8 protein-coding genes are annotated in these 13,194 nt (G+C 43.7%); 6 read left to right on the plus strand and 2 right to left on the minus strand.

Going from position 1 to position 13,194, the window contains the following annotated elements; all coding sequences use genetic code 11:
* Window positions 1–48 precede the first annotated feature (48 nt).
* Window positions 49–624 (plus strand): RNA polymerase sigma-70 factor, encoded by a 576-nt coding sequence (locus MuYL_RS05630; RefSeq protein WP_094569601.1) that lies wholly within the window; start codon window positions 49–51, stop codon window positions 622–624.
* Window positions 625–712: 88 nt separating this feature from the next.
* Here the strand turns inward: MuYL_RS05630 and MuYL_RS05635 are convergent, their stop codons facing one another.
* Window positions 713–1,909, minus strand: coding sequence for an MFS transporter (locus MuYL_RS05635; protein WP_094569602.1), 1,197 nt, complete (start codon window positions 1,907–1,909; stop codon window positions 713–715).
* A gap of 13 nt (window positions 1,910–1,922) precedes the next feature.
* Window positions 1,923–2,780: an NAD-dependent epimerase/dehydratase family protein gene (locus tag MuYL_RS05640; RefSeq protein ID WP_094569603.1), complete on the minus strand. Its 858-nt coding sequence runs from the start codon at window positions 2,778–2,780 to the stop codon at window positions 1,923–1,925.
* A gap of 92 nt (window positions 2,781–2,872) precedes the next feature.
* Here MuYL_RS05640 and MuYL_RS05645 point away from each other — a divergent pair, with 92 nt between their 5' ends.
* From MuYL_RS05645 to MuYL_RS05665, 5 genes are all read left to right on the plus strand, one after another.
* A complete protein-coding gene (locus tag MuYL_RS05645) occupies window positions 2,873–3,799 on the plus strand; it encodes a helix-turn-helix transcriptional regulator (RefSeq protein WP_094569604.1) in 927 nt (308 codons plus the stop codon).
* Window positions 3,800–3,996: 197 nt separating this feature from the next.
* A complete protein-coding gene (locus tag MuYL_RS05650; protein WP_094569605.1) occupies window positions 3,997–5,157 on the plus strand; it encodes a FecR family protein in 1,161 nt (386 codons plus the stop codon).
* A 191-nt stretch (window positions 5,158–5,348) separates the two neighbouring features.
* Window positions 5,349–8,750, plus strand: a complete 3,402-nt coding sequence (locus MuYL_RS05655) for a TonB-dependent receptor (RefSeq protein WP_094569606.1) — start codon at window positions 5,349–5,351, stop codon at window positions 8,748–8,750.
* Window positions 8,751–8,792: 42 nt separating this feature from the next.
* The gene (locus MuYL_RS05660; protein ID WP_094569607.1) at window positions 8,793–10,286 is read left to right on the plus strand and encodes a RagB/SusD family nutrient uptake outer membrane protein; all 1,494 of its coding nucleotides are present in this window, start codon (window positions 8,793–8,795) and stop codon (window positions 10,284–10,286) included.
* Window positions 10,287–10,443: 157 nt separating this feature from the next.
* Complete coding sequence (locus MuYL_RS05665) at window positions 10,444–13,170, plus strand: alpha-L-rhamnosidase (protein WP_094569608.1); 2,727 nt, start codon at window positions 10,444–10,446, stop codon at window positions 13,168–13,170.
* The last annotated feature ends 24 nt before the right edge of the window (window positions 13,171–13,194 follow it).

Consider the following 13,194-nt stretch of genomic DNA (forward strand, 5'->3'; position numbering starts at 1 on the left):
ATACAAAACTATACGGAATATAGCGCTAATTTTTTATTTTCGTTTAAGATGCACGATGAGTATTTAGTTGATAAACAATTGATTGATCGCCTAAAGGGTGATGAGGCTATTGCTTTGTCAATTATCTACAAAAAATATTGGCAATCACTCTACATTTCGGCACATAACATCTTAAAAGACCAGCAAGCCTGCGAAGATATTATCCAGGAACTTTTTATAAAATTGTGGAATAACCGGCATACGCTTGAAATAACAGTATCGTTGAAAGCATACCTGTATGCCTCCATCCGGTATGAGGTTTACCGGCAGGTGCGCACAGGGGCAGTTCGCGGTGAAATCTATGATAATCTTTTGGAGCGCCTGGAAACTCCTGGAACATATAATGATATTGAATATAAGGAACTGATAGGGCAGGTAAGTTCGGTGGTAAACAAACTACCCGAAAAATGCCGCGAAGTTTACAAACTGAGCCGTGAGGAACACCTGTCGCACAAGCAAATTGCAGAGCAGTTGAATATCTCTACAAAAACAGTAGAGAACCAGATCACCAAGGCGTTGCGGTATTTGCGTACATCGCTAACTACTACCGTTATAGCGGCTATAACTTATTTGCTGGTTAACTGATGGCGTTTTTTGTCATTATTCAAAGTACATCATACAGGCTGGTCATAGTTAATCATTCATTATTGTTTGAAATAAACAATTCTGTGCCTTAGGTTGGTTTAGTTCGGGGTATATATTTTGCGCACATACCAACTGCCGCAAGTATAATCAATGTAGCTACTGCATACAATGCCCCCGGATTGTAAAAATAGATGGCGGCTGCAGCCAGTGGAACAAACATGTTATTTGCGGACTGCAAGCTTTGACTGACGCCTTGCAATTTTCCCTGCTGGCTTTCACTGACTGATTGTGACAGCTTTCCGTTATAGGTACTCTCAAATAAACCCTCGCCGGAGATGATGAATATCACGGCAAGGGAAATGATAATTAACGAATGCAGGTATATGCTTGCCAAAATCAATCCTAACCCAATGCCAAGACCGATCAAACCGGCAATCGCTATACTTTTTTCGCTATAATGTTTCAACAAACGGGGTAACAATACTGCACGCGTAACAATATCGAAAACTCCCACAACAGTAAGCAGAATACCAATAAGTTGAGGCCCCCAATGATAAACGTCCTTTAGAAAAACAGTAAAGTTAAACTGGAATATACCCAGGCCCGCATAAAACAGCGCACCCAGCAGGAGCAATAATTTGACTGCTTTCAGGCTGAATATCTCTTTAAAAAGATAAAACGTATTCATACTGGCTAATGTCAGCTGTTTAGTCCTCTTTTCGGGAGGCAAAGATTCAGGCAACAGAAAATACACGGCCAAACCGGAAAGAAATATTAATGCGGCAGTTACGTAAAAAGGTAAGCCAATAGAGATGTTCCCCAATAATCCACCTAACGCAGGGCCGCCTATTTTTCCTGTTCCCATAACCGCACCGATATAGCCAAACCATTTGATACGTTCTTTGGGTGCTATCGTATCGGAAAGGTAGGCGAACAGCGTACTGATATTTCCGGCTGTAAGTCCGTCGATGATGCGTCCCAGGAAGAGTACCCATAACGCACCTCCTATACCAAAGAGGATATAGCCAATGACAGACCCAAATAAACTTACCATAAGGATTTTTTTTCGTCCGTATCGGTCACTTAATGCGCCGAGCACAGGTGCCGCAAAAAACGTGCAGGCAGCAAATACAGACAGGAGTGCACTCATGCCCACAACAACTTGCCGGGAAGGAAGATATTTGCCTACTAAAAAAGGCAGCAACGGCAGCACGATGGAAAATCCAATGGAGTTCAGTGCCACGATCAACATGATGATCCATAAGGTATATTTTTTCGACTTCATGATCTCGCGCTATTTAGAGTGCTCCTGCATCATGTGCAGCATAAAAAGTTGGGTAAATTGGTCTGAAGCCAAGCGTATCTCTTATTTTCCTGTTACTAACAATCATCTCCCATGGATCGGAAATCTGCCCATCCTCAGTATCGGGCACGTGATATATACACCGGAGTTCGGAAATAGTTAATGGGGCATCATCGGTAACGTTGTATATTCCGTTTGCTTTTTGGGAAATGGATAGTTTTACTGCCTGTGCAAGATCGGCATGATGTACCATCTGAACTCTTTTTGCAGGAGGCCAATCATTAAGTGCCGGAATTGTTTCCTTTAAATGGCGGTCTCCGTCGCCGTAAACGAGTGGAAATCTCAGGATGCAAAGGACAGGGTTACTTTTTTCGAATACCGTTAGCAGTAAATTTTCCACTTCCACCTTTGCTATCGCAAATTGATTATCTGATGAATGGGTGGCATCGGTTTCCGTAACCATTTTTGTACGGTTGGAACCGTAAACACGGTTTGAACTGGCAAAAATAAAATGCTGCACTCCGGCTTCGAGCGAAGCTTTGGCAAGAATTTCAGTACCGTCAATGTTTGCCTTTCTGGACTGCTCTTCGTTAGCGCCTTTGTAAAATGTGGCCAGGTGAATCACCACATCAACATTCTTAAGCGCAGCCTTAAATGAGCCGGGATTAAGCAGGTCTCCGACAGCCAATTCTGCACCGGCAGTTTTCAGGAATGATGCTCGACCCGTTTGTCTTACTAAGGCCCTGACTTCGTATCCCCATTGAATGAGCCTTGGAACAAGTTTGCTACCTACTTTACCTGTAGCACCTGTTACCAGGATTTTTATTGAACGAGCCAAGTTTTCTTGTCGCATATTTCCTATCGTTTTAATGGAATTCAAAATTAACTGGTATTATATGGGTAAAATAGCTATTATTGACTAATAAATAGTCGTAAAGGATTTTTATGAAAAAAGATACCGTGCCAAATATTCTCTCTGCTTTTGCGCAATCACTGGGGACGGAGGTAAAAAACCATAGGTTAGAGATCCCTGAAACGTTTGGCAAGGGCTATTGTACCGGATACGTTTTTAATGAATATATCCGGCTACTGATCAGCAATTACGAACTCAACGAAGATTTGGTAATTAAAAATCCCGACAGGAATGCAGGAGGCCGGATGATTTTTTTTAAGTTCCAACATGTTTTTTCCCGAACATTAGAAACGCCATCCGTTTTGATTGCCACCAGCCGTGTCAATACAGATGATGTAATTGCCATCCACACCAATACCGCGACGATTAATATAGAAGTGAATGCCGATTATCTAAACGGGCTTTTTGATGTAGCTTTAAGATCGCCTGTTTTGCAAAGCCTGTTAGCAAATACGCAGCCCCTGCTGTTTGAACAAATCATTTATCCCTCCCTTCAAAAAATTGTGGACGACATGCTAACTGAACCCGCTGGTGGAATTTTTGAACTATTTTTTCTGAGGATAAAGGCAGAGGAAATGGTTTGCCGGCTCTTGATGGAACTGGAAAAGCGGGATGAAAAAAAGCTGTATGCTTTAAATAATCACGACATACAAGCGATATACAAAGTAAAAGAGCAGATGCTTCTAAACCTGGAAAATCCTCCGGTTATTAAAGAATTGGCCTTTTGCGCAGGTATGAGCCCGTCTAAACTGAAACGTTTATTCAAACAAATTTTTGGTAATAGTATTTTCAGTTATTATCAGGAATTTAGGATGAAAGAGGCCTCCCGTCTGCTAAAAGAGGAAAAGCTGTCTGTTTCGGACGTTGGCTACAGGCTGGGCTTTATCAACCTCAGCCATTTTTCACGGGTTTTTATGGAACATATTGGAATGAAACCAAAGCAATACAGCCGGTCTTAAGGTACGGGAGAACTTAATCTCAGGATAGCGTTCATATGGTAAGCTTTGAATAAAGTGTATAATGAACTATGAATAATGACACTTTTCATAATACTGACAGTTTCATCTAAAATGATCATTTACAAATACCCTGAATTTTTTTACATAAGCATAGGGGATAGCGTCCTTTTTTTACTCTCTACATAAAACCCAAATTTGTGGATCAACAGGAATTTCACCGGCTTATTGAAAAGTATCTTGATGGCAGGGCCTCTGCAGAAGAGGAACAACTGCTGTTAAATTACTTTAATAGTTTTCAGTCGGCTGGCGAGTGGGATGAAACGAAGTTGGGTAACAAACAACAGCTGGAAGACAAGATGCTGGCCAGGTTGCAAAATTCTGTCCGCCAATCGGCTGAAGGCAGCAACAACCAAGTTTTCAGCATGTTCTCCTTCAAACGCGTGGCAGCCGCAGCCATATTTTTACTGGCAGCCGGCGGTATGTTTTATGTTGTGAGCAAAAAAACTGCCGATAAACAATTAGTCGTTAACAAATCGCAAGTAAAGCATGATGCCAATCCGGGCGGCAACAGGGCCACGCTTACACTGGCCGATGGCTCGACTTATGTGCTTGATTCGGCAAAAAATGGTGTTTTGGCAAAAAAAGGTAATGTCAGCATAAAAAAAGAAAAAGACGGACAGGTAACTTACGCAGCTGAGACCAATGAACCTGCAAACGAAAATGTAAGCGCCCTTAATACCATGAGCACCAAAGCAGGCGGGCAGTATCAGCTTTTACTAGCCGACGGCACCAAAGTTTGGCTCAACTCTGAATCTTCAATAAAATATCCAACAGCGTTTAAAGGTAGGGAACGTACGGTTGAACTAACCGGCGAGGCTTATTTTGAAGTAGCTAAAAATGCAGCCATGCCATTTATGGTAAAGGTAAATAATATGCAGGTTAGGGTTTTGGGTACACACTTTAACATAATGGCCTACGATAATGAGAATGCCATAAAAACCACCTTACTTGAAGGGGCAGTAAAGCTAACTGTTGGCAACCACGCCAGTGTGTTAAAACCGGGTCAGCAGGGCCGGGTAACTAAAAGCGGCGACATTAATATTGTTGACGTTGATGCGGAACAAGCGGTAGCCTGGAAGAATGGCTATTTTGAATTTGACAGGTCAAGCATCAGGGAAATCATGAATCAGCTGGCAAGGTGGTACGATATCAAAGTTACTTATGAAGGTAAAATTCCCGACGATGAGTATGTAGGGAAAATTGAACGCAATGTAAAACTATCGCAGGTGTTGCATATACTAGAATTGAGCCATGTTCACTTTAAACTTGAAAATAAGAATTTAACCGTTACCCCTTAACAATATATTAACTAATTAAACACTATTAAATTTCGAGTATGAATAAACTTCGACGTCTCCACTAAAAATACTTATCCTAAGTTCCCTTATCCAATAAATGAAAAACCGGTGAGTGCGGCAACACTCCCCGGTTACAAATGGATGGGTTTACAACATCATCAACTGAACTATAAACCAAAACATTCAAAGTTATGACATTTAACTTATGTGGTAAAATTTTTCTTACCGCAAAAAAAGCAATTCAAAACCTGTTTTTGATTATGAGGATAACAGTACTACTAATTATCGTTGGCTGTTTGCAGCTTAGTGCTAAGAGCTTTTCACAAACCATTACCCTTAATGTAAAGGAAACGCCCATCCGGAAAGTTTTCTCGGCAATTGAAAAACAGAGTGGTTACGGCTTTTTTTACCGGTATAAGGATGTGGAGCAGGCAGCCCCGGTCACGGTGCAGTTAACCAACGCTCCACTTGCAGAAGCGCTGGCGCAGTGTTTTAAAAACCAATCGTTTACTTATGTTATTGAAAACAAAACCATCGTAATCAGTAAAAAAGGAGAGATGCGTACAAATATCGCAGCTGCAAAAATTACGGTAACAGGCGTTGTTTACGATAGCGGGCATTTACCGCTGCCCGGTGTTAACATCAAAGTTAAAGGTACTACCTCAGGCACCATTAGCGACAGTAACGGAAAATATTCTATAACCACTGATGACGAAGCAACACTGGTGTTCTCCTTTATAGGCTTAAAAACTAAAGAAGAACCGGTTAATAAGCGCACAGAAATAAACATAACGCTTGAAGAAGACAGTCGCCAGATGAACGAAGTGGTGGTGATAGGTTACGGCAACCAGGAGCGTAAAGACGTTACCGGTGCAGTAGGCACGGTTAAAATGGCCAATATTAAAGAAATTAAGGCCGCAAGTATAGATTTGAAATTAGCCGGGCAGCTGGCCGGTGTTACCGTAAACCAGGTGACGGGAACTCCCGGCGGCGGTGTTTCTATAAACATTCGCGGTGCAGGTTCAGTAGGTGCAGGCGATGACCCGTTATATGTAATTGACGGCTTTCCAATCTCTCCAGGCTTTGACCAGTATTCAAACCCTTTGAGTACCATTAATCCGGATGATATTGAAAATATCAGCGTTTTAAAAGATGCCGCTTCAACCGCAATCTATGGTTCGCGCGGTTCAAACGGTGTTATTTTAATCACTACCAAACGGGCAAAAAAAGGCGAGTCAAATATCACCGTAAATACTTCTACAGGGATGCAGCGTATTTTGCCGTCGAGCAAGTTGCAGGTAATGGATGCCCGAGAATTTGCACAGTGGCGTTTAGAGTCGTACCAGGACGCCGCAGCCGCAGCTGGCGAAACTTTTGACATCAACAATGTTCCGGTTGAGTACCGCAATCCCTCACAGTACGGCAAAGGTACAGACTGGTTTAACGCGGTTACCCGTAAAGCACCTATGCAAAATTACGATGTAACCGTTTCCAACGGGACCGAAAAAGTACGGTCCTTGTTTTCTGTTGGTTACTTTGATCAGCAGGGGACCGTTCTGAATACCGGTTTTCAGCGTTACTCCATAAAAGGAAACATGGATGCCAATGTGGCAAAAAATATTACCATGGGGCTAAGTATAGCGCCGACCTACAGCCTGCGCAATCTGCAGCAAACTGATGGGCATTTTGACCAGGCGGTGTTAAGCCAGGCTTACCTGGAAAGCCCGCTCACACCCGTAAAACAACCCGATGGGTCATATACAAATATTGTGGGTTCACCCGGTACTTTTCAAAATGCCAACCCGGTGAGCGAACTCGTAAATACTACGAACAAATACACCCAATTTAGAACCCTTGCCAATTTTTACGCAGACTGGCAGGTAATAAAAGGTCTCGATATTAAATCAACTTTCGGGGTTGACTACCAGAATAGCACCGGTGATTATTTCCGGCCATCGTTCCTTGGGGCATTTAACGTGCCCAATCACGATGGTACACAGGCAAAAGCTATCGGATCATTCAACTCATCAAACTCATTTAACTGGCTCAATGAAAACAGTGTTAACTATAAAAAAACCTGGGGCGATCATACCTTAACCCTCCTGGGCGATTATTCTATACAGCAGGAAACCTCGCACAACCGTTTAACTTATGGTACTGGTTATGCTGATGATGCCATCCACTCTGTTGGTAACGCAACTATAGTAACGGCGAGTGCGGGCGACGAAGAATGGCGCCTGCAATCATTAATAGCCAGAGCACAATATTCATTTAAGGACAAATATTTAATCAGCGCATCTATCCGCCGCGACGGTTCATCAAGGTTTGCCCCTGGTCATAACTGGGGCACCTTTCCGTCCGTATCCGGTGGCTGGCGCATTTCTGACGAATCTTTCTTCCCGAAAATAAACCTGATAGACCAACTGAAGTTTACCGCCAGCTATGGCCTTGCAGGCAACAATAATGTAGGCAACTATGATTATGTGCCATCCGTTAGCCAAACCAATTATACTTTTGGCGGCGTGATTGCTCCCGGTAAATCATTAACCGAATTGGGTAACACTGCCCTGGGTTGGGAAACCACCCGCCAGCTTGATATTGGGGCAGACCTATCGCTTTTAAAGGGCCGTATTTATCTAATTGCAGAGTATTATAACCGCTATACACAGGATATGCTGCAATTTATTCCTGTACCTACGGTTTCGGGTTACGGCGGCGCCCTTTCAAATGTTGGTAATGTGCGCAACAGGGGGTGGGAGTTTACTTTAACCACAAAAAACATTGTAAGCAGTGGCTTTAACTGGTCATCGGACTTTAACGTTTCCTTTAACCGCAACAAGGTGATCAGCCTGGGGCCTACACCGTTTATTTTAGATGCGCCAGCCAATGATAACCCAACCAGTATAACCAAAGTAGGTTCGCCGCTGGGACAGTTTTACGGTTACATTTTTGCCGGGATCATCCAAAACCAGGCCGACCTTGATAAAAGCCCTCACTTTGACGGCGAAACCATCGGTAATATTAAATACAAAGACATCAACGGCGACCATGTGATTGATGGTAACGACCAAACAATCATCGGCAACCCCTGGCCGCAATTCACGTTTGGCTTTAATAACCATTTCAGTTATAAAAACTTTGATTTAAACGTGGTTACAGCAGGTTCAGTTGGGGGGCACGTATTTGATATGTACAAACAGTTTACCACCAACCTGGATGGCGTGTTTAACGTAGAGAAATCGGTGGCGCAGCGCTGGCGTTCTGAAAGCCAGCCCGGTGCGGGGCTGTTGCCAACCACAACGTCAAACACAAACCTGGCAAGAGACTATTATCCTTCGTATTGGGTAGAGAGCAACTCTTATTTAATGTTTAAGGATATTGGTTTAGGATATAGCTTTAAAACAAAGTTCAGTAAAAATTTCAGGGTTTATTTAAGCGCACAAAACGCCATACTAATAACCGGATATAAAGGCGGCAACCCCGAGGTTGGTATTGATGGGCAACAGGGTAACAGGTCACTTTCACCAAATGTAAATTTTACAGGTTACCCTGTTTCGGCTGTTTATTCAATAGGCTGCAACGTTACCTTCTAATTTAAAATGGTTCGGTAGGTTAAAATTTTAATAGCAAAACACATGAAAAAATATATATATCTGTTTCTCTTTTTTATTGCGATAAGCATAGCAGGCTGTAAAAAAGATTACCTGGCCCTTCAGCCTACAGATACGCAAAATGCGGGTAATTTTTTTAAAACGCCTGATCAGTTTAAACAGGCTGTAAACGGGGCTTACCAGCCGTTGCAGGGTTTGTATAATGGTCCATTTTGGGCGATGGGTGAAATGAGGTCTGATAACACTTCGTACGAATACGACCCTAATGACCGCTCCGGAACACCAAAAGAAGAGATTGATGAATTTAGGGAGATTGCAAATAATGAGTATGTACAGGGCTTTTTTGACGCATCTTACACAGGAATAGGCCGCTGTAATGCTATTTTAGGCAGGCTGCCCGCAGCAAAGTTGGACGCTGCAACTGCTGCCGAGTTTGAAGGGCAGGCCAGCTTTTTGCGTGCATTTAACTATTTTAACCTGGTACGCATGTTTGGCGATGTGCCGCTGGTGCTTACCGAAGTACAATCAGTTGCTGATGCTTATAAAGTTGCAAAAAGAGCTCCGGCTGCCGATGTTTACAAAGCTATAATTGCTGATGCCCAGGATGCCATTGCAAAGCTTCCGGTAAAATATGCCGCTGATGCTGACAAGGGCAGGGTAACCAAAGGCACCGCAGAGACTATGCTTGCAGAAGTTTACATGACTTTGCATCAATATGATCTTGCTGTCCCTTTGCTGCGGTCTGTTATTGCATCAAATGCTTACAGCCTGAACGCCAATTATGCCGATAACTTTGACATCCACACAAAAAACAGCCCTGAATCTATCTTTGAGATCCAATACCAGGAAGGTTCAAACGGGCTGGGCAGCGATTTTGTTGACCAGTTTATTCCATGGGATTATTACGATACCGACATTACCGGCTTTGAGATCCAGAACGGCGCGCTGAACGGCTGGAACATCCCTACGCAGGACATGGTAAACGCTTATGAAGATGGCGATAACCGGAGAGATGCATCATTGGTTGATTTTACTTCAGACGAATATGGTAATGATCTGCCTTTTATAAAAAAATATGTGAGCCAGGGTGCAGTGCAAAACATAACTGCCAATGATTTCCCGGTTTACCGTTATGCCGATGTTTACCTGATGCTTGCCGAGTGCCTTAACGAGCAGGGCTTTGCAGGCGGAGGCGAAGCTTTTAAATACTTAAACCTGGTACGTGAACGTGCCGGCCTTGCCGATAAAACGGTTTCAAACGAGGATGCATCATTAAGTGTACCAAACCAGGAAGCATTCCGCGCGGCCATTGCGCACGAAAGGCAGGTGGAGCTTGCGTTTGAAAATCACCGCTGGTTTGACCTGTTGCGTACAGGTAAAGCGGTGCAGGTTATGACGGCGCATGCCGCCAGCGAAAGGGCGTCGAAAGCTGATTACTGGAACATAAATTCAGCAGCATATACCAATATCCGCTTGCTGTTCCAGTACCCTTTAAATGAGCAAAACCTGGAGCATTAAAATATTTTGCAGCCTCCCTTTCAACCTCCTTGTCAGGGGGCTGCAATAATTTCGTATATTAATCCGGATAATTAGCACAATACCGTTTCATAGTATGATTTTATTAGTGAAGGGTGATCGAAAAAAGTCGTGTCTGGGCACTGTCTTATTGATCTGGATGTTTATACCCTGCGTAGTATGGGCAAAAAAAGCTATTCCTATAGCTTTCAGGGCCGATAACCTGAGTTGCGAGTATAAAATAAACCCCATGTCAATTGATGTAACAAACCCGCGCTTAAGCTGGAAACTGATTACCGTTGACAGGAATGTACACCAAACTGCATACGAGATCAGGGTGGGCATTAACGCTGCATCACTAACAAAAGGCCGCAGCCTTGTTTGGACATCAGGCAGGGTGCTTTCTGATCAGTCTGTTCACATTTATTACGGAGGTCGCCCGTTGCCATCCCGTCAAAAAGTTTACTGGCAGGTTCGGGTTTGGAACAATAAAAACCAGGCATCGCCCTGGAGCCAGGTGAACTCATGGAAAATGGGGCTTCTTAAACCTGATGACTGGGCCGCACACTGGATTCAGAGCAACGATGAACAGGATACCACCGGAGGGCCGAGCCCTATGTTTCGCAAGGTCTTTTTGCTGGCACACAAAGTAAAATCAGCACATTTATACTTGTCGGCTCACGGCCTTTATGAAGCGCAGCTGAACGGCAAACGTATTGGCGACGATTATTTTGCACCAGGGTTCACCAGCTACAACAAACGCCTGCAATACCAGGTTTATGATATTACCAGCCAGCTGCAAAGGGGGGCAAATGCGTTTGGAGTAACCATTGGCGACGGCTGGTACCGTGGCTATACCTATGACCGTAAGAAAAATGTGTATGGAAAAAAACTTGCGCTCCTGTTTCAGCTTGAAGTACTTTATACCGATGGCAAACGCCAGGTTTTTGTTTCAGATAAAAGCTGGAAAGTAGCCTATGGCCCTGTCAGGTCGTCTTCGTTTTTTAATGGCGAGGTGTACGATGCTACCAAAGAGAAAAATGGCTGGGCAACCGCTGCCTACAAGGACGACAGTTGGGAACCCGTTAAACAAAACGACCTGATCAAAGATCATTTGATTGCAGCTGTTGGACCGCCGGTACGTAAACAGGAAAAGTTTGTACCACTTAAAGTGTTAACAACACCCGAAGGAGACCGCGTAGTTGATTTTGGACAAAATCTGGTGGGCTGGGTACAGTTTAAATTGAAAGGTAAACCCCGCGATACCTTAAAGCTATACCATGCTGAAGTGCTTGATCAGAAAGGAAACTTTTACACTAAAAACCTGCGGACTGCAAAGCAGGAGATTACTTATATTTTCAAAAGTGATTCGGCGGAGACCTATGAACCTCATTTTACTTTCCAGGGGTTCAGGTACTTGAAAATTAAAGGTTATACCGGCCCCATTGACTCAACCAATTTAGTAGCCTATGCATTGTATTCAGACATGGATCAAACGGGCAAGTTCAGTACATCAAACCCGCTGATTAACCAGCTGCAGCATAATATTTTATGGGGACAAAAGGGTAATTTTATTGAAATACCTACCGACTGCCCGCAGCGGGATGAACGCATGGGCTGGACTGGAGATGCACAGGCGTTTTGCCGAACAGCCACCTTTAATATGGACGTAGCCGCCTTTTTTACCAAATGGCTAAAGGACCTGGCGGCAGACCAGGTTAAAAATGGTGCGGTGCCTTACGTAATACCAAACGTGCTGGATTCAACGTATTCGGCGGCGTCGGGCTGGAGCGATGTGGCAACCATAGCGCCATGGAATATTTACTTAGCCTATGGCGATAAGCAGGTATTGCGGCAGCAGTATGAAAGTATGAAAGCCTGGGTAACCTATATTCAGCAGCATACGCGCAACAACCTTTGGGATACCGGGAACCACTTTGGCGACTGGCTTTTTTATGCCGGAACGGACTATGAGGACGGCGCAGCGCATACCGATAAAAATTTGATAGCACAGGCATTTTACGCCTACTCAACCCAACTGCTCATTAATGCCGCCCGCATACTGGATAAGGATGACGATGTTAAAAAATACATTCAGCTGCTCATCAATATAAAAAAAGCATTTATGAGTGAGTATGTAACCCCTAATGGCCGCATGATCTCGGGTACCCAAACCTCCTATGTGCTGGCGCTTAATTTCGATCTGTTGCCTGAAAACCTGCGCGAGTCGGCTGCTAAAAGGCTAGTACAAAATATTGATAGTTATGACGGCCATATTACCACAGGTTTTTTAGGCACACCTTACATCTGCCATGTGCTAAGCCGCTTTGGTTTTACTGACAGGGCGTATGACCTGCTGATGAATGAATCATACCCGTCATGGCTATACCCCGTTAAACACGGCGCCACAACCATTTGGGAACGCTGGGACGGCATAAAACCTGACGGCAGTTTTGAGGATCCCGGAATGAATTCTTTTAACCACTACGCTTACGGTGCCATTGGCGATTGGATGTACAGCGTTATAGCCGGCATAAATACCGATGAAACAGCACCAGGCTTTAAAAAAATGATCATCAGCCCATATCCTGGCGGCAAACTAAAATATGCCGATGGTGAACTGGAAACAGAGTATGGTAAAATAAGGTCGGCGTGGAGCGTTGATAGCGGGAATATTACAATTGATATAACCGTGCCGCCAAACACAACCGCACAAATTATTTTGCCACTGGTTGATGGCGATGTTACCGAAAGCGGCACAGCCATAAACACAGTGAAAGAGTTAAGCAATATTAAAAATGTGGGGAATGATGAGCAGTTAACCGCAGGCTCAGGCAATTATCACTTTGTATATAAACTTAAAATAGTGAAACCTAAAAAAGCCTAAGCTAACATTGCGCAGGTATTGGGT

Origin of the sequence: Mucilaginibacter xinganensis (assembly GCF_002257585.1) — a bacterium.
GTDB classification, from domain to species: Bacteria; Bacteroidota; Bacteroidia; order Sphingobacteriales; family Sphingobacteriaceae; genus Mucilaginibacter; species Mucilaginibacter xinganensis.